General features: G+C 42.2%; 15 protein-coding genes. 9 read left to right on the top strand and 6 right to left on the bottom strand.

Annotated elements, in window-relative coordinates:
* Positions 1–158: 158 nt before the first annotated feature.
* The 5 genes from vxrA to ITG10_RS22745 are packed head-to-tail and all read left to right on the top strand — an operon-like array spanning position 159 to position 4,548.
* Entirely contained in the window at positions 159–1,631 is a 1,473-nt protein-coding gene (vxrA, locus tag ITG10_RS22725) for a sensor histidine kinase VxrA (protein WP_017632826.1), read from the top strand.
* Positions 1,606–2,265: a response regulator transcription factor VxrB gene (gene vxrB, locus ITG10_RS22730; protein WP_017632827.1), complete on the top strand. Its 660-nt coding sequence runs from the start codon at positions 1,606–1,608 to the stop codon at positions 2,263–2,265. The genes vxrA and vxrB overlap by 26 nt, the downstream gene beginning before the upstream one ends.
* Complete coding sequence (locus ITG10_RS22735) at positions 2,265–3,152, top strand: DUF2861 family protein (protein ID WP_017632828.1); 888 nt, start codon at positions 2,265–2,267, stop codon at positions 3,150–3,152. Before vxrB ends, ITG10_RS22735 begins: the two co-directional genes overlap by 1 nt.
* 50 nt (positions 3,153–3,202) lie before the next feature.
* A complete protein-coding gene (locus ITG10_RS22740) occupies positions 3,203–4,354 on the top strand; it encodes a conjugal transfer protein TraF (protein WP_017632829.1) in 1,152 nt (383 codons plus the stop codon).
* Between the two features lie 41 nt (positions 4,355–4,395).
* Positions 4,396–4,548 (top strand): YoaH family protein, encoded by a 153-nt coding sequence (locus ITG10_RS22745; protein WP_004731009.1) that lies wholly within the window; start codon positions 4,396–4,398, stop codon positions 4,546–4,548.
* A 753-nt stretch (positions 4,549–5,301) separates the two neighbouring features.
* On the opposite strand, the gene ITG10_RS22750 is transcribed toward ITG10_RS22745, so the two are convergent.
* Positions 5,302–6,570 (bottom strand): GGDEF domain-containing protein, encoded by a 1,269-nt coding sequence (locus ITG10_RS22750; RefSeq protein WP_017632830.1) that lies wholly within the window; start codon positions 6,568–6,570, stop codon positions 5,302–5,304.
* A gap of 471 nt (positions 6,571–7,041) precedes the next feature.
* Here ITG10_RS22750 and ITG10_RS22755 point away from each other — a divergent pair, with 471 nt between their 5' ends.
* The gene (locus ITG10_RS22755; RefSeq protein WP_017632831.1) at positions 7,042–7,527 is read left to right on the top strand and encodes a DUF4145 domain-containing protein; all 486 of its coding nucleotides are present in this window, start codon (positions 7,042–7,044) and stop codon (positions 7,525–7,527) included.
* 547 nt (positions 7,528–8,074) lie between these two features.
* Here ITG10_RS22755 and yciH read toward each other — a convergent pair.
* Together yciH and ITG10_RS22765 are read right to left on the bottom strand one after the other, a co-directional pair.
* Positions 8,075–8,386 (bottom strand): stress response translation initiation inhibitor YciH, encoded by a 312-nt coding sequence (gene yciH / locus ITG10_RS22760; RefSeq protein WP_008221404.1) that lies wholly within the window; start codon positions 8,384–8,386, stop codon positions 8,075–8,077.
* A gap of 3 nt (positions 8,387–8,389) precedes the next feature.
* Complete coding sequence (locus ITG10_RS22765) at positions 8,390–8,758, bottom strand: DUF3319 domain-containing protein (protein ID WP_248386912.1); 369 nt, start codon at positions 8,756–8,758, stop codon at positions 8,390–8,392.
* 100 nt (positions 8,759–8,858) lie between these two features.
* Between ITG10_RS22765 and ITG10_RS22770 the strand changes: the two genes are divergently transcribed.
* Complete coding sequence (locus ITG10_RS22770) at positions 8,859–9,827, top strand: tyrosine-type recombinase/integrase (protein WP_017632849.1); 969 nt, start codon at positions 8,859–8,861, stop codon at positions 9,825–9,827.
* Between the two features lie 133 nt (positions 9,828–9,960).
* Here the strand turns inward: ITG10_RS22770 and ITG10_RS22775 are convergent, their stop codons facing one another.
* Positions 9,961–10,956, bottom strand: coding sequence for a D-alanine--D-alanine ligase (locus tag ITG10_RS22775; protein ID WP_248386916.1), 996 nt, complete (start codon positions 10,954–10,956; stop codon positions 9,961–9,963).
* A gap of 180 nt (positions 10,957–11,136) precedes the next feature.
* Complete coding sequence (locus tag ITG10_RS22780) at positions 11,137–11,700, bottom strand: SPOR domain-containing protein (RefSeq protein WP_017632853.1); 564 nt, start codon at positions 11,698–11,700, stop codon at positions 11,137–11,139.
* A gap of 216 nt (positions 11,701–11,916) precedes the next feature.
* On the opposite strand from ITG10_RS22780, the gene ITG10_RS22785 reads away from it, so the two are divergent.
* Entirely contained in the window at positions 11,917–14,601 is a 2,685-nt protein-coding gene (locus ITG10_RS22785; RefSeq protein WP_017632854.1) for a bifunctional acetate--CoA ligase family protein/GNAT family N-acetyltransferase, read from the top strand.
* Here the strand turns inward: ITG10_RS22785 and ITG10_RS22790 are convergent.
* The gene (locus tag ITG10_RS22790; RefSeq protein WP_017632855.1) at positions 14,590–15,477 is read right to left on the bottom strand and encodes a LysR family transcriptional regulator; all 888 of its coding nucleotides are present in this window, start codon (positions 15,475–15,477) and stop codon (positions 14,590–14,592) included. The two genes, ITG10_RS22785 and ITG10_RS22790, sit on opposite strands and share 12 nt — an antisense overlap.
* Positions 15,478–15,703: 226 nt before the next feature.
* On the opposite strand from ITG10_RS22790, the gene ITG10_RS22795 reads away from it, so the two are divergent.
* On the top strand, positions 15,704–17,836 hold the full coding sequence (locus ITG10_RS22795; protein WP_248386919.1) for a TonB-dependent hemoglobin/transferrin/lactoferrin family receptor: 2,133 nt from the start codon (positions 15,704–15,706) through the stop codon (positions 17,834–17,836).
* Positions 17,837–18,071: the final 235 nt, after the last annotated feature.

Here is an 18,071-nt window from a genome sequence, read left to right on the forward strand (position 1 = left end):
CCTTGGATTGACGTGTCACTAAATCAGCGAACTAGTACGCAGGCACAGTACTGCCGCATTACCATGGAATTAACCGCTGATAGTCGTCATTCTCACTGTTTTTCATGCGGTTAAAAATTTATCTTTGATAGCGAATGGTATATATTTGATTGATCTATATGAATTTGCGCTGGTTTGTGATCATCAAAAGAAAATTTACGCTTCTTATCGCTACATTGTCAGTGTCAGTAAACGCGTTTGCTGACTCTTTGCCTGAGCGTATCGATAACTTCACCAAGCTCTTTGATCATGAAACGGCAGTTGAATCTTATGACATTCGACTGCTTCAGGCTGATTACCCAACTCGCTTGATCATGCCGTCTTCAATGCTGCCACAAACGGCAGAGTATCCGTTAAAAGACATCCAACGCTTATACCAGTTATCAAAAACGTGTAGCGGAAAGTTACCGTTAAGCCCTTTGATCACGGAGCCTTTGGTCTTCACTCGTGCGATGTGTAAAGGCACCAAGCTTTCAGACCGTTGGTTTAGTCGTAGTGGTTTGATTCACCCTGGTGGTGGTTCTTACGCTGCTCGTTACGTTGAGAAATACCCAGAAAAGTTCGATTCTTTGAAGCGTTACATGCACATTCAAGAGCGACCAAACGCTGAACATGACGAATTGCTGTCGCGTTTGCAGCAGATGGATAACGAAGCCATTACTGCACTATTAGCGGGTGCGAGCATGTTTGTTGAACTGGACGAAATGTGGGTAAAACGCGGCGATAGATACTACCTGTATAAAGAATCAGTCTGGAACGAAAACGCCACGCTCGCTGGGTTGTCGTTCAGTTTGTCTTCAGAAGGCAACAGTTGTTTTGTTCAACGTGGCAACGTCTGTTGGGAAATAGAAGATCATTCTGAACTGCTGCAAGTCGCTATGTTTATCTTGGTGATTGCCAACATCATGCTGGTGTTGGGTTGGGCCGTGTATCGTTGGAACAGTAAGAAACAAGAGATGAAGAGCCGTATGCTGGTTCTTCAAATCTTAACGCACGAATTAAGAACGCCGATTGCGAGTTTGTCATTGACGGTTGAAGGGTTCAGACGCGAATTCGAACACCTACCAGAATCGGTATATGATGAGTTCCGTAGATTGTGTGAAGATACTCGTCGTTTAAGACAATTAGCTGAGGCAAGTAAAGACTATTTACAGTCAGACAATCAACCACTCGCGACAGAGTGGGTGCCGAGTGTCGAAGAGTGGCTTCAGTACAAAGTTGAAGAAGATTTCGCGCCGGGAATTGAACTGCGTGTTAACAAAGATATTGCTGCAAAAGTAAACGTGTATTGGTTAGGAACGTGTATCGATAACCTGATCAGGAATGCTGTTAAATACGGTGTCGCACCAGTGATACTAGAACTGAATACTTCTGACAAGAAGCTGACATTCAAAGTTATAGATAATGGAGACTTGTCCCGCAAAGATTGGGGGCAACTAAGAAAACCATTCGTTAGTAAGAGTGGACTCGGTTTAGGTCTGACGATAGTGGAATCTATGGTCGGAAAAATGGGCGGTCACATGACGCTTATTGGCCCCCCAACAACATTTATTTTGGAGATACCTTGTGAAACAGACATTGCTTCTCGTTGAAGATGATAAAAATTTAGCTGACGGTTTATTAGTTAGCCTTGAGCAAGCTGGATATGAATGTTTGCATGCTGAGCTGATCTCTGAAGTTGAAGGCTATTGGGAACAAGCGGATCTGGTTATCCTAGACCGTCAACTTCCTGATGGTGACTCAGTAGATTCACTTCCTGGCTGGAAGAAAAAGAAAGACATCCCTGTAATTTTGCTCACAGCATTAGTTACAGTAAAAGACAAAGTAGCGGGCCTCGATTCAGGCGCTAACGACTACCTAACTAAGCCATTTGCAGAAGCAGAGCTGTTTGCTCGTATTCGTGCTCAACTTCGCTTACCAGATGCTGAAGAACAAGATGCATCAAAAGTCATCGCTCAAAATCTTGTTATCGATAAAGCAACTCGTGAAGTGTTTTTCAACGAACAAGAAGTAACACTAACACGTACTGAGTTTGACCTACTATTGTTCTTGGCAAGCAACCTTGGTCGCGTTTTCACTCGTGACGAGCTGCTTGATCACGTATGGGGTTACAATCACTTCCCAACAACACGTACAGTAGACACTCATGTTCTGCAACTTAGACAGAAATTGCCGGGTCTAGAAATCGAAACGCTACGTGGCGTTGGCTACAAGATGAAAGCGTAATGAAAAAAGCCTTACTTCCACTATTATTGCTGTCAGGTGTGCTCAATAGCGCACACGCAGCAGATTGGTTTAAGAACAGCGATGCTCTAACCCAAGTGCACAAACATTTATTGGATAATGACTTGTCCCAGATGTTTGATTCATTAGTGGAAGTTTGGCAGATCAATGCTTCTCAGTCTCGAGAAGATCACCTCAATGAACTGTTTGACCAAGCGTTGAATAAAGATTGTGGTAAAACCCTCACCAAAAAGACATTACCGGATTGGGTCAGTTCGGTGGTCGTGAAAAGACACGTCATTCAAAGCCCGGGACGAGATACATTCCGTGTTGCGATTGAGGTCGAATCTGATAACAACATCCAAGACATCACCTTCGAAAAATGGGTCGATAAAGTTGTTTCGTCTGATAGTGAATTCACCAAAGAGAACGAAGTTGTCAACAACGCCTCAGTTAATTTGTATCGTAAGCGCTATAACTTAGCGTCTCAGCTCGATTCTGGACTGTATCGTTTAAACGTGAAAGGCGATGGCGGTAACTCTTGGAGCACTTGGGTTATTCTTGGTGAAGTTGCCATGCGTCAGCAAGTTCGCTGGGCATCTAAAGACACGTGGCGTATCGATAAGAAAGAGCTGCTTAACCCTTATTGTCCACTTCCTAAACTTGAAGTTGGTTTGTACGATTATGTCGACGAACACTATGAAGAGGTCTGGGGAAAGAGTTATGAATCTGATTACCCGATGAATCTTACGGGTGAAGATCTACCCAATGATCGTTACGTACTTGCCGTTTCAATGGTGCATTCGCGTTGGCAAGGCGACATAGCGATAGAACAAGCACAAACTATCAGTAAAACTTATGATATTTCTAGCGAAGAAGAGTTAAAGTAATTTAAAATTGTGCCGTTAACTATGTAAGGGATCTAACAAAGATAAACGGCATGAAAAAAACTACTAAACTACTCGCAGCGTCAATTGCATTCGCCAGTCTTCCTCTTTCAGCAGCAAACTACGCCATTGAAGCGCGTGGTGATGCGATGGGTGGTGTTGGTGTTGTTTCTGCAAACTTCCTAACCGCTCCATTCTATAACCCAGCATTGGTGGCGATCTATCGTCGTAACGATGACATGGGCATGATTACACCAAGTTTTGGTGGTAGCTATAACGACCCTGATGACATGAAATCGAATATCGATAATGTTATCGACGCAACAAACACAGCAGATCTAAATGCCGCCCTTGATAAGCTCGATGGTAATCAAGCGAACGTTGAACTCGGTGGTGTTGTCGCATTTGCCTTACCTAATCAGTTTGTCGCAGCAAACCTTTTCGCGAAAGCCTACACAGAATCATTTGCAACACCTGACGTTTATACCACGGGTTCAGATACAGATAAGCTTGAATTATCTACGGTTGAAGCCGTTTCTATCGGTGTTACTGAAGTTGGTCTTTCTTTAGCAAAATACCAAACCTTTATGGGCCAACACATCTCATTTGGTGTCACACCTAAGATTCAACGTATTTACACGTATAACTACATCGCTTCGGTTAATGATTACGACTTGTCTGATGTAAGAGAAAATAGCAATGGCGAAACGGCATTTAACATGGATGCTGGTGCGCTTTGGTTCTTTGGCCCGTTCCGAGTGGGTGTTGCAGCAACGAACTTGATCTCTCGAGATATAGAGACGAAAGATACATCAAAAAGATTAGTGAGCACCACAGACTCAAGCAAGTATCATGATGTGGGTGGTAAATACACTTACCAACTTGAGCCAGTTTACACAGTTGGTGCTGGTATCGTGTCTGACTACTTTACGTTAAGTGTCGATTACGATTTGAATGAGACAGAAAAATTCACGTCCTTTGATGATAATGAGCAGATGATTCGTGTGGGTACTGAAGTCGACCTACTACGACAGCTTAAGCTAAGGGGAGGGTACTACAAGAACTTGGCTTATTCGGATTCGGAAGGAACAGTCACAGCCGGTATTGGTTTGTCTCCGCTTAATTTATTCCAGTTAGATATCAGTGCTAACTACACGAATGAAAATGCTATGGGCGCTTCTATCAATTTCCTTGCTAGTTACTAACAGTCCTTATATAGTTCTGCTCCTAAACAAAGGAGCAGAGCATGCTAAACGACTTACCAACCCTTTCTCACGAAGAACAACAGAAAGCTGTTGAACGAATTCAAGAAATGATGACTCAGGGCATCAGCACAGCACAAGCTATCAAAATCGTTGCTGAGCAAATTCGTGAAGAAATGAGTAATAAAGAAGAGTAGGGCATCAGCCCTTCTTTTTTAACACCTTAGTGCACTATAATTAAATATATTACCCTCTAGTATATTATCTCGTTCATACCAATACTTTATTCATCCTAAGTCTCGACCAGTCCAAGGCGATTAAGTTCAGCTTATTCAGTAAGTTACATCAGAGCAATCCACTTTATTGGCGTTTTTTGCTTTCTATTTGTAATTAAATTACAGCAAGATTTGAAAGTTGAACAATTGCCATTTTGGGTGTCAGTATTTGTGTCGCTATGCCTAAGTGGTTAAATATATGGCGCTTTTGAGTCTAGTGACACTGTAACTTCGATTTTGAAAGCATATGATCAGGAGAATGTGCGTAAATAGATGATTGGGCATTTGAACTAAGAACAGAGCTAAATAAGTAGTAACCGAACTGCTCAATATCGATAGCAGGATCGATTTAACTCGGCTTAACCCAATCTTAGTCGGTCAAATATGCGAATGTCAGAATAGAAATTTAGGAACATAGAGACGTAAAGAAGCTCTTTATAGCGCAGTAATCTGGGAGGATACGATCACCCTGAGAGTGTCCTACTGCCGCGTTATTTCGGGTAAGAAGAGGGAGCTTCAAGATGTGAGTCGATTGGAGTAGATATGCCGAGTCAGCAAAGCTTATTTACGACTTCGTTTAATCAGCTGTTGAGAATCTATCGGCTACTATACGATGCAGATAGCGACAGAGCATTAATTGAGTGTTGTATGGCTTTAGCTGTAGTCTCACGAACCTTAATAAGACGTAACGACTTGGTTTCGTCCGTTGTCCTTGGCTTGGTAGAGCGCTTGATCTGCGCGTTTAATGGCAGAACGAATTGATTCATTCTGCGTCAGTTGTGTAAATCCACCAGATGCAGTGATCACAAGTTTAAATGGCCAATAAGTTTGCTCAAGAGCATCATAGAGATTAGTGATACTTTCGTTACACTGTAGCGTAGTTTGATCGATGCAGACCAGTAAAAACTCCTCACCACCCCAACGATACAATAAGTAGTGCTCACCGAGGCTATCGCCTGCTGTAGAGACAAACTGAATCAGAACCTGATCACCCACTTCATGGCCGTATTGGTCGTTTACTTGCTTGAAATGGTCTAGGTCGAATAGAGCGATATGAATCGACTTACCTTGTTGCGCAAGACGTTCAAAATCATAGAAGGTATCCAACGCTTCTGTTCTGTTTCTGCAGCCAGTTAAAGGGTCGGTTGTTGCCTTTACCTTTAACTCTTCGATCTCTTGGGTTAACAAATGCCTTTGTTCTGCCGCAACGTTTTTCGCTCGCTTGGCGATGTATAAAGCACAAGATATGTAGTAGAGCGCGTACATCACCCATAATCCGATCAACATCTTTCCTAGCACAACACGGTCCATCGTCTTGCCATGGAATACAATACTTTTCACCGTGAGCTTATGGTGACCGTCTAGCGTACTAGCGCCAAGTCCAAGCTCAACAGACACGGCATTGGTAATGTCTACCGCACTATTAGTAATAGGGTGGTTGTAATAGTCAATCCACCAAAGCGGAACATTGAAGTAATCTAAGTCGATGTTGCCTATATCGGGTAATGAGAAATCTAAGCGATTGAACTTGTTAGACATCGCGTCGCCTTGAACGCTGTAGTTTTCATCGTAGTTACGAATGTAGAAACGAAATCTCGGGTTCTCTTGGCCTTGGTAATCCATGTTGATAGTGACTGAATCATAGGTAGAGAGATCGAGCCCTTTGCCTTCTGTCGATATTACGAATTCAATCTCACAGAATGGAGCGCTATAAGTTCGTTTTAAGTCACACTGTAACTCAATTCCATCTTTTGAGTTATGTAGTGAACCTATCGTGCCACCATCATGGTCTCTGTCAGTGTTAACAAGGGTCGGGTATCTGTCTGGTGTGATGATGTAGTTCTTATCCATGATAGTACGAAAAGAGATCAGCGACAGTAGGGTGACTGCCAGGCAAAAAATAGACAGGAATATGTTGAGTTGTCTGAAAGCTTTATCGCTCATAATATTAATTCGTACGCATGACCGTGTGATTATGCGCGATGCCTTATTTTGGCGCAACCAAAGATTACTTTTGAATAGTGGTGTTGTGGAATCGTAGCATCCAAAAACGAACAACCAGCCGACTTTATACAGGAAACAGATTTATTAAGTTCATAATGAGATCAAAGCGCCCTCGTATTTTGTTGTTTTTGCTTGATATTTAATCAATAAGTACGGTTTTTACGGGGTTAATAATGTGGCTGCATAAATATACAGTTATATCTAAAGGGCATGTTTTAGTTGCAGTGTCACTTTGATATGGTTGTGGCTAGTAGTTGAAGTCTAGAAGAATTTAAATTGTTATAGATATTGATTTAACCCGTTGTTATAAATGGTTAATCGCTGTTAACTGTACTCGAGTTGACGTTGTAGAAACCTTTATCAAGGCTTTTGGAGCCAATTTATGAAAAAGATCTTTGGGAAGGAAGATCATTGCATGGAATAGAGCATGTAACTGAATTATTCGAAAATTCCGTATTGGGGGCGTTTATGTCAGGACATCTGGTACTTGAATCAATTCTTGTCCAGATGCTTGAATCTAATTCTACAGACGCAGATAACGGAAGGTATTTTGAGTGGAGTTTTCGTCGGAAGGTTGATGCCTCAGAAAACAGAGGAATCATTAACCAAAACACAGCGGAATTTCTACGCGGTGTGAATAACATTAGAAATCGATTGTCGCATAAGCTTGGCACTCCAATAACTTTTGATGAGGCATTTAAACTGGCAGGATTAGCCGCGGCTGGAGGTATCGATTTTTCTGAAAGCACAATTTATTTGGATAAATCGAGGTCTTTTCATGAATATGGTATTGAAGGTGTAATCCAAGAAGTTTTCCAAAATGCAGCTCAAGATTTATTGTACTTGTTGGATGATGAGAGCTTTCTCGAAAACTTTGTAAGAGCACGAAATTCCTAACGAGTCTGAATTGGCAGGTAACTCACAACAGAGTTCAGCGTGTGGAGTTGATTAACAACACGCTCGTGTGTGTGAAATCTGAAGCGAAACGAACAGCGATACACACAAGGTTGACACACAGTACCTGGAATCATTGGTGTAAATAGAAATAGTGGTAAGTTGGATCAGAAGAACAAAAAGTTCTCGTTATTAAAGTTGTTGTTTAGAACGATGTAGACGTTCGCCACGTCAACGCGTTGAAATAAACAAACAAAACTCATAAAACTAATGACATGAAGGACTTAATCCGGCGTTGTGTGCAAAATCCTTAAGGACTAAGGTACTGAAACCGCTCAGATTTCAATGCTCATGACTGCGTATTATGTACGTTATGTTAAATTGAATTTGGTGTTTATAAGGCAGGTATCTTTATGTGATGCCCTGCCTTTATTTGTTGTCGATATTCTCTGATTTATACTGTGTATTTAACCATAATGGTTATTTACCATAAAATACCTAATATCCAGTGATAATAATCTTCGATTTTAACCCTGGTATTAGTTAGAGATTAACCGCCAGCGAATTTAACTTTGTAGCCTTTCTTTTCAAGATGCGCTTTGATCTTGTCTCGCGCGTCACCTTGAATTTCGATGTTGCCATCTTTTACTGAGCCACCACAGCCGCAAACTTTCTTAAGTTCTGCTGCCATGAGTTTTAATGGTGCGTCATCTAGGTCTAAGCCAGTTACGACAGAAACGCCTTTGCCTTTACGGCCTTTGGTTTCTTTTTGGATTCGAACAATCCCATCGCCTTTAGGACGTTGGACTTTCTCTTCTTCAGGCTTAATACGACCTGTTTCTGTTGAATATACTAGGCTCATAATTTACTTCTTTTGTTGCTCTGCTTTTTGTTTTGCGAGTAAGTAAGCTTCTATATGACGTTGGATAGCAATTTTGCCGCCTTTAATTAGGCGACCGTTAAACATGCAATAACACGCATTAGGCTCACCGGTGTCATTCTTGATTTGGTAGCCGTTGAAGTTTTCCGTCGAACCACCAGTTCCTCTCGACTTACTTAACGCAGTGAACTCTTTTGGATCAATAATAGATGCGGTTTCAATCCACCAATCAATACTCTTCTTAACGGCAGCTAGGTTGCCTTGAATAACATTATTTTTTAACTTCGCACGCCAAACCGTGTTAGTGGCATCCGTCGATTGAAGATGGATGCTTCGGTAAATTGAATTAGCCATATCTATTGATCATCTTTTTGTTTTCGCTGCATTAATCATAAGTATACTTTTAATGATATCAAGCATAATATGGCAAAAACACCTGCTAAGGTACGGTAATTTGAGAAAAAAAGTCCCTATTTTATCTGACTTTGTGATAATTAATTCATTTGTTGAAAAATTGAACAACAGTGCGTCAATTGAAATTATAGATGAGTTAACAGGACACCAGTATTCTCGCAATTCATTGTTAGGCATCTACAGTGATTGGAATCGCTACAACACGTTCTGTAGTAAAAACCGTATCAATACGCTCCCTGCATCTGTTACCGCTATTCGTCGCTTTTTAGAGACTGAATCTAATGACAGAAAATATGCATCACTAAAACGTTACACTGCAACGCTTAGCTTGTTACACACTGTGCTAGGCTTCGCTAATCCTATCAAACATCGACAAGTTCGCTTTACCCTGCTCTACTTGCAAGCTCGAATGGCGGGCGATTCAAAGCAAACTTACGCCATGACATCTGCACATCTCACTGAGTTAAACACATTGCTCTCGCATGAAAAGGCCAACTTAAAAGAGATTCGTGACATTGCTATTTACAATGTGATGTTCGAGTGCGCTCTGAAGCGTTCAGAACTTAAGTTGTTATCGACGAATGACATAGAAAGTACCGATAGCGATTACCAAATCACGATTAAGGATTCTGTGTACCAACTTTCGCAAGTCGCGAGTTTCGCTCTGGGTCGTTGGCTTTCGTTTATTGGAACGCAAGAGGATTTGCCCGTATTCCGTGCAATAGATAAGCATGAAAACATCGGGCTTCAACCTTTGGATGATTCGTCTATCTATCGAATTTTACGCAGAGCGAGTGATTTACTTCAGCTTGCAGAAAACCACCATTTCTCAGGTAACTCGATTCGGGTTGGTGCTGCACAAGAGCTGTCTAAACAAGGTCTTAAGGTAAAAGAAATTCAGGATTTTGGGCGTTGGCTCAGCCCTGCTATGCCAGCGCAATATGTGGGTTATTCTGGGACTGCTGAGAATGAGAAAATGAAATTCAAAGCGCTAATACCTTGGCAATAAGCTTTGGCCGTTAGATCACTAAACTCCTCAAGGAAATTACGAATAGCATCATCGGTGTTAAAAAATTGGCATCTAAAAACTAATAATGCCTTGGCGGAAAGCTCAAGGCATTATGTTGTTAGGTTCAGATGAACTAAGCAAGGCTCGTTCTAACGCAGTTCTCTAGGAACTGACTGAACTTATGACCATCATGTTCCACCATTTTAGGGAACATAGAAATTGGCGTCATACCTGGGAAGGTGTTTACTTCGTTTAGGTAGATCTCGTTATCTTGTGTTAAGAAGAAATCGATACGAGATAGATGACGAAGTTTCATTTGTGTAAACACTTTACGCGCACTGTCTGCGATCAAATCACGCTGTTCGTCAGTCAGGTTACTTGCTTCAACTTCAGTGATTGAGTGGCTGTCTGCACTGTACTTCTCTTCATAAGAGTAAAACGCGCCATTTGGTGCAATCACCTCGCCCGGCTTACTAATGTGTAATTTACCATCGATTTCATATGCTGCGACTTCTAGTTCTCTTGGTACCACTGATTTCTCAACAAGTACTTGATCTGAGAAGGTGAATGCTTTGTTGATCGCTTCGCTTAAATCTTCGATTTTGTTGACTTGATAACAACCAACCGAAGAACCTTGACGTGCAGCCTTCACGAACACTTTGTCCCAAGTTTCAAAAGCTTGAGTTGCTTGTGCGTGAGCTTGTTCCGTGTTGTCTGATAAGAACAGGTATGGTGTGTTTGGAATGCCCAGTGCGTCATACCACAGTTTTGATGTGATTTTATTGAAGCTATTGTTGCTCGCCTCAGAGCCACAGCCTAGGTATGGAATCTTAGCCATTTCGAACAGTGATTGGATATCACCCGTTTCACCTGGAAAACCGTGAATACAAGGTACGATGAAATCGACTTTCGATTCTAGATTGTCGCCACGTAGGGTTTGATCGTTAATATCAAGGTAAACCAATTCACCTGAATCAAGACACCAGCCTTCGTTCTTTATCTCAACTCTTACAACGTTGAAATCGGCAACGCTATTGAGTTGTTCAAAAAGGTAATTGGCTGAAACTAAAGACACTTCATGCTCTGAAGATCCACCGCCGCAAAGTAGAAGAATGTTTGTGGTGTTCATGGGTAAAATCGGTCCTTGAAACTAGGAATACTGACTTCAATGATAAACAAAAGTCGAGATAGGTACAGTGTTTTGATTGTCAAAATTGCGTTCGAAAGATTGAGCGATTAACTATTAAACAAAACAGCGAGTCTTAAAACAAAAGAAGGAGCAGTCGCTCCCTCTTTTATGAATCAAAACTTAGTTTAACTTGTTAAGCGTTGGGTATTCAGAGTTCTTGATGTCATCAATACTCTTAACGAACGGCTTTAAGTTTTGGAAAGTGGTTGGCAGTGTTGAAATCGCCTTTTTCGCTTCTAAGCGTGTTGCGTAGTCTCCGTAAAGTACTGTGAACCACTTCGTGCCGTTTACCATTTTGTAGTTTTCCCAAACTGGTTGAGAAGTTGTTGGTAGCATTTTCACGAAAGAGTCGACTTTACTTTGGCTGCCAACAGCAACAACTTGAACCGTGTAACCAAAGCGCTGGTTCATGTCTTGTTGTTTCTTCGTCGGACCTGTCACGGTTGCAACTGGTTTAGCCCTAGTTGTTTGAGTGACTTTCTGTTCTACAGGTTCAGTCTTGATAACGTTAACGACGTTCTCTTCAACAACGCCTGTTTGCTCAGATTGAGATACAACTGGAGCTTCAACTTTGGCAGTTTTGTACTCTTCTTGATAACTGTCTGAAGTCACATCCGTGATGTAGTTTTCAGATACACATGCAGCCAAGAGCAGAGGCAAAGTCGCAATTGCAATTTTTTTCATGGAAAGCTCTATGTCCTTAATAATAATTACTATAAATCATGCCGATACGTCGGTTTAGAATCAAGTTAACTTTGAGATTATACACCATTAGTGGGTGACCTATTTCACAAACTTTATGCAGTGTTTGCTTATTCATCTTAATTCGGTGAATTTGCCATCAACCTGTCGTCGAAAAGTAAGTTACGATGAACTTACGTGCATTGCTAGGATATGTCTATGAATCATCTTGATCCCCTACTCAAACCCCGCTCTATCGCAGTTGTTGGCGCTTCGCAACGAGAAACGCGCGCGGGTTATATCGTTATGAATAATTTATTGCACGGGGATTTTAAAGGTGCGGTGATGCCGGTTACACCGAAATACGATTCTGTGGCAGGCGTACTCTCTTATAAGAACATCTTGTCACTGCCTATCGTTCCCGATCTTGCCATCTTGTGTACCAACGCGACACGCAATGTTGTCATTTTTGAAGAGTTGGCCGAGAAAGGCATTGTGTCTGTTATTGTCCTTTCTTCAGACATGCAACAGCTAAGTGATAATGGTGAGACGTTTGACGAAAGATGCCTAGCGATTGCAAAAAAACACAATATTCGCGTGCTCGGTTCAAACAGCTTAGGGGTTATTGTCCCTTGGCTAAACCTAAATGCCTCTTTCTCTCCTGTTACTGCACTTCCCGGAAAAATTGCGTTTGTTTCTCAGTCTGCAGCGGTTTGCACCACCATACTCGATTGGGCCAACGACAAAGAGATTGGCTTCTCTGCGTTCATATCAATCGGTAATGGCAGTGACATCGAGTTTTCGGAACTGTTGGATTACTTGAGTACCGATTCTCACACCGAAGCAATCTTGCTCTATGTCGATAGTATTACTGATGCCAGGCGTTTTATCTCTGCAGCTCGAGCAGCATCACGTAACCGACGAATCCTCGTATTAAAAGGCGGCCGCACGGCGAAAGGACGAGCTGCTGCTATGGCACATACTGGCGGCGCTGACACACTAGATATTATCTATGACTCTGCAATCCGACGCAGTGGCATGTTGCGAGTTAAGAACTTACATGAGCTGTTTGCCGCGGTAGAAACCCTAACTCATTCTGTGCCACTGCGTGGTGAACGACTTGCTATTGTCACTAACGGCGGCGGCCCTGCGATTATGGCGGTGGATACACTGTTTGACCGTGGTGGTAAATTAGCAGAACTCTCTGATGACACACTTGATAAACTCAGCAAGGTCTTACCATCCAGCTGGTCTCACAGCAATCCTATCGACATTGTTGGTGATGCTGGCGATCAGCGTTACATCGATACCATTAACACTCTGCTTGATGGTGATGAATCGGATGCCATTCTGATTATGCACAGTCCTTCGGCAGTCGCGCATTCGGCTCAAACTGCAGAGAGAATTATCGAAGCGATCAAGAAGCACCCTCGTCATAAACGATTCAATATTTTGACCAATTGGTCTGGTGAGCTCACCGCAAGGCCTGCGAGAAAGCTGTTTACTGAAGCGGGAATTCCAACCTATCGAACGCCAGAGAGTTCGGTGGTTGCCTTCATGCACTTAGTCGAATACCGACGTAACCAGCGTCAGTTAATGGAAACGCCAACCACGGCTGAAAAAGTACATATTGAAGACTTGGCCGATGCGAAAAGTTGGATTGAACGCCAACTACTGGATAAAGATACAGTTAGCCTTGATACCCACCAAAACAGCCAATTTTTCAAACACTTCAACTTGGACGTTCTACCGACTTGGATTGCTTCTGACCCAAGTGAGGCGGTACATATTGCTGAAACGATTGGTTATCCCGTTGCGGTAAAACTCCGTTCACCTGACATCGCGCATAAGTCAGATGTACAAGGTGTGATGCTTAATCTAAGAAACAGCAGCGAGGTCGCTAATGCCGCTCAAGCGATTCTCGACCGATCTCAGTTGTCATTCCCTACCGCCCATATTCACGGTTTGTTGATTCAAGGCATGGCTAAGCTAGCCGGCGGCCAAGAGCTTAGAGTTAAAGTAACAACCGATGAAACCTTCGGGCCGATTATCCTACTCGGCCAAGGGGGCTCTGAATGGGACGAATCGATCGACGCGGCAGCCGCATTTCCACCGCTCAACATGACACTGGCTCGTTACCTGATTATTCGAGCGATAAAGAGTGGCAAGATCCGTTTGCAGAAATTACCTAACCCGATCGATATCGAGGGGCTTTCTGAATTGTTGGTTCGTATATCTCAAATGGTGGTTGATTGCCCTGAAATACATGATTTGGATATCCACCCAGTACTTGCCAATGGAGATAAATTCACAATATTGGATGCCGATATCATCTTGAAAGCCTATGAGGGGGACCCACAAGAACGACTTGCGATTCGCCCGTACCCCGTTGAACTGGAAGAGACGATACAGTTGAAAGACGGTACTGAGGTACTGCTGCGCCCTATTCTTCCTGAAGATGAACCGCTTCACGCTGACTTTATTAACCGAGTATCAAAAGAGGATCTCTATAAACGCTTCTTTAGTGATGTCGGTGAGTTCAATCATGAAGCATTAGCGAACTTTACTCAGATCGATTTTGATAGAGAGATCGCTTTTGTTGTGGTGCGTAAGGAACAAGGCGTTCCAGCGATCATTGGTGTATCTCGAGCGCTAATTAACCCAGAGAACACTGATGCTGAGTTTGCGATACTGATTCGTTCAGATCTTAAAGGTGTTGGCTTAGGTCGTATTCTGATGGCTAAAGTTATCGATTACTGCCGTGCGAAACAGACCAAGCAGATGTCTGGAATGACGATGCCAACCAATAGAGGAATGCTGACACTAGCTCAAAAACTCGGTTTTAAGCTAGATATCAGTTTTGAAGATGGCACGGCAGATATGGTGCTACATTTACTTGAGTGACCATGTCTTTTTAAGGTGTTGAATACACCAAGACTTGGCGTCGCCCATTTTATTGCGTCGCCAAGCCATTACTATATCAATCGGCTGCGGTTCGGTACCGGCAATCTGTTTTAAAACACCCGATTCGATCAAAGGCTTAGCAACACTACAAGGCAAGGTACCAATACCTAGCCCCGTAGTTAACGCTTCTACTTTTGCGGAGAAGCTTGTTACTGTTAACCGCGGCTGCTTCTCTAGAATATTACGACTTAAAGCTGGTTGATCGCGGGCTGTATCCGCAATTGCAATTACCCTGTAACTTTCCCTAGCCTTTTGGTCAAATTCGCCAGAGCGCTTGTGAACGTAATGATTGGATGCTGCTACCCAAACCATTTCCATTTTCCCAATTACGTCACTTTTCATGTCGTTTGGAATCGTGTCGACCTTCGGGCACACCAGTAAATCTGCACGGCCATCGGTCAGTGACTCCCAACAACCTGCTAGGATCTCTTCTTGCAATCGAACACGTGTCTTACTGATTTTTCCTAGTTCATCGACAAGTGGAAAGAAATTGGCAATTGGGATGATGCCATCAAAGGCGATGGTCAAATCCAGTTCCCAACCATTGGCTAGAATGCTCGCTTCGTTTACCAATCTCTCTGTCGCACCAAGAATTACTCTGCCTTGCTCCAGTATCAATTGCCCTGCTTCCGTGAAGTTTGCACGGTGGCCTGAACGGTCAAAAATCATGATATCTAGGTCTTGCTCGAGCTTCTGAATTTGATAACTGAGTGATGAGGGTGCTCGATCCATTTCATTGGCCGCAGCGGCGAAACTTCCACGTCGATCAATGGCATCTAGGATGTGTAACGCTTCAAGTGTTATTGGGCTATGCATCAGTTTCCTACTTTATAAATGAGAGGTTGATCGCAAAAATGGAAGCATTCACCAGATAAATGGAACCATTAAAGGTCTTTTAATACAATGAGTTATACGGTTTAAGCATGCTTTTAATGATAAAAGTATAAATAAATTGAAATGCAAATAATAGTAATTATCATTTAGATCCAATATTATCTTTCGCGAAATCAAGATAATACTATGGAATTAAGGTAACTATCAGATGTATAAGCAATCCCTACTCTCTGCTTCAATCGTTTTAGCGCTTTCATCAACATCAGCCTTTGCTGAAGATTATGCCCTATTTGACGAGGTTGTTGTATCTTCAACTCGTACGAATCAACAACTTGAAGATGTTGCTGCGTCGGTAACTGTGATTAACGATAAAGATATCGAAAAGAACATGGTAACGGATGTAGAAGACTTATTTAAGTACACGCCAGGAGTCACGGTAACTACGAATTCTCGTCAAGGGATTCAAGGTATTAATATCCGAGGCATGGAAGGTAATCGAGTTAAGGTTATCGTTGATGGCGTCTCACAAACTAGCCAGTTCACTCCAAGCGGTACTCAGTCATATAACTTCATCAACTCTTCACGTATTGATGTTGATACGGACATGTTGAAGTCTGTAGAAATTGTTAAGGGTGCGGCCTCTTCTTTATACGGTTCAGATGCAATTGGTGGTATCGCTGCGTTCGAAACAAAAGATCCAAGTGACTTCTTGAAAGGTAGAGATTTCGGTGGCCATGCTAAATTCAACTACTCTTCTTCTGATAATACATTTAGTGAGTCTGTTGCCTTAGCTAATCGTATTGGCGATCTTGAAACTCTTGTTGCTTATACTCGCAGAGATGGTGAAGAAATTGACAACTTCGGTACACCTGACGAGCAAGAAACTCAGAACAATAATTTGTTGGTCAAGCTTCAATATCAATTGAACGAACAACACCGTTTAGAGTTCTCCGGTAACTTCATTGAGAATTCTGGTGATACTGATTTAAATAGTGCAAGTTACACCGACTACACTGGCGAAGACTCAACTAGCCAACAGCAAATTGGTATCAAACATATTTGGGATGCCAACCTAGCGTTTGCTGATCGCGTTACTTGGCAGGCTGACTGGTTGAGTAAAGAAGAAAACGGTATAACGAATCGTACATCTAACGGTGGTATGTTCTTACCGCCAGCAGGTAACGTTCAGAAAAAAGACTATATCTACGAAGATGAAGGTTATCAGTTTGACGTGCAATTCGATAAGTTCTTTATGACGGGTAACGTAGAAAACTACTTTATTTACGGTGCTTCATACTCTGACAAAGATATTAAAAACGTTAATCATGAATATAACTCTATCAGTGCAGACCAAGTTATTTTCTATATCCCAGCCGCATCTGAAAGAAAGTACGGATTCTTTGCACAAAATGAAATGACGATCGGAAATTGGATGATTACTCCGGGCGTTCGCTTTGATGGTTTTGAAACGGATCCAGGTGACACAAGCCAAAACCCAAGTGGTAACCCAGCAGAAGACTATGCTAAATACTCTGATTCAGCGGTAACGGGACGTTTGGGCACAACTTATACTCTAAACGATGAGAACAAAATCTTCGGTCAAATTAGCCAAGGCTTCAGAGCACCAGATTTCCAAGAACTTTACTATTCATTTGGTAACCCAGCGCACGGCTATCTAAATGCCCCTAACCCAGACTTAGAAGCTGAAGAAAGTATTTCATACGAGCTAGGTTGGCGTCATAACACAAATTATTCATCAAGCGAAATCGCTATCTTCTACAGCGATTATGATAACTTTATTGATAACGTAGCAGTTAGTGGCTCAGCTACTCCTATGGATCCTACAATATATAAGAATGTTAATATTGATGAAGCTGTGATCAAAGGTATCGAGGCTTCAAATACGTTGTCTTGGAACAGCTTCATGCCTGTACAAGGTGTGAGTACTCGTGTTGCAGCAACGTACACAGAAGGCGAAGACGGTGAAGGCAATCCTCTTAACAGTGTGAACCCTTGGAACGCAGTAGTTGGATTTAACTATGATGCTCCTTCAGCAATTTGGGGTACATCCCTGAACATTAGTTACACTGCTGGTAAGAAGTCTAGTGATATCAATAGTGTTGGTTTGTCTGATGAAATTTTACCAACTGATTCAGCAACAGTGGTCGACCTAACTGCATACTACTTGCCGATGAAGGATCTTACGCTTAGAGCAGGTCTTTTCAATGTTACGGACGAAGAGTACTACTCGTGGAATGACGTTCGTGGATTCTCACAAGAAGATAAAGATTACACACAAGCTGGTCGTAACTGGTCTATTACAGCTAAGTACGAATTCTAATTCGTTACAAACCTAAATTGCAGAAACTAAAAAGCCAGCTATATGCTGGCTTTTTTCTATTTCACTAAAAATTGTATAAAAAAGGTATAAAGTGAAATTACTTCTCTGCCATTTCTTTCTTAACCATTACTGCAGCAGCAACGATGAAAGTGATGATTAGGCCTAGTTCCATGATTAACTCCAAAGAAAATTAACATTAAACATATAATTCGCGTGCATAGTAACACAACGAATA

Source organism: Vibrio sp. ED004, assembly GCF_023206395.1.
GTDB lineage: Bacteria > Pseudomonadota > Gammaproteobacteria > Enterobacterales > Vibrionaceae > Vibrio.

What these genes read in the sequence shown, in the direction of transcription:
- ITG10_RS22735 (WP_017632828.1), top strand. Translation starts at nt 2,265, where the DNA reads ATGAAAAAAGCCTTACTTCCACTATTATTGCTGTCAGGTGTGCTCAAT.
- vxrA (WP_017632826.1), top strand. Translation starts at nt 159, where the DNA reads ATGAATTTGCGCTGGTTTGTGATCATCAAAAGAAAATTTACGCTTCTT.
- ITG10_RS22750 (WP_017632830.1), bottom strand. Translation starts at nt 6,570, where the DNA reads ATGAGCGATAAAGCTTTCAGACAACTCAACATATTCCTGTCTATTTTT.
- ITG10_RS22740 (WP_017632829.1), top strand. Translation starts at nt 3,203, where the DNA reads ATGAAAAAAACTACTAAACTACTCGCAGCGTCAATTGCATTCGCCAGT.
- ITG10_RS22765 (WP_248386912.1), bottom strand. Translation starts at nt 8,758, where the DNA reads ATGGCTAATTCAATTTACCGAAGCATCCATCTTCAATCGACGGATGCC.
- ITG10_RS22745 (WP_004731009.1), top strand. Translation starts at nt 4,396, where the DNA reads ATGCTAAACGACTTACCAACCCTTTCTCACGAAGAACAACAGAAAGCT.
- ITG10_RS22790 (WP_017632855.1), bottom strand. Translation starts at nt 15,477, where the DNA reads ATGCATAGCCCAATAACACTTGAAGCGTTACACATCCTAGATGCCATT.
- ITG10_RS22775 (WP_248386916.1), bottom strand. Translation starts at nt 10,956, where the DNA reads ATGAACACCACAAACATTCTTCTACTTTGCGGCGGTGGATCTTCAGAG.
- ITG10_RS22785 (WP_017632854.1), top strand. Translation starts at nt 11,917, where the DNA reads ATGAATCATCTTGATCCCCTACTCAAACCCCGCTCTATCGCAGTTGTT.
- yciH (WP_008221404.1), bottom strand. Translation starts at nt 8,386, where the DNA reads ATGAGCCTAGTATATTCAACAGAAACAGGTCGTATTAAGCCTGAAGAA.
- ITG10_RS22780 (WP_017632853.1), bottom strand. Translation starts at nt 11,700, where the DNA reads ATGAAAAAAATTGCAATTGCGACTTTGCCTCTGCTCTTGGCTGCATGT.
- ITG10_RS22795 (WP_248386919.1), top strand. Translation starts at nt 15,704, where the DNA reads ATGTATAAGCAATCCCTACTCTCTGCTTCAATCGTTTTAGCGCTTTCA.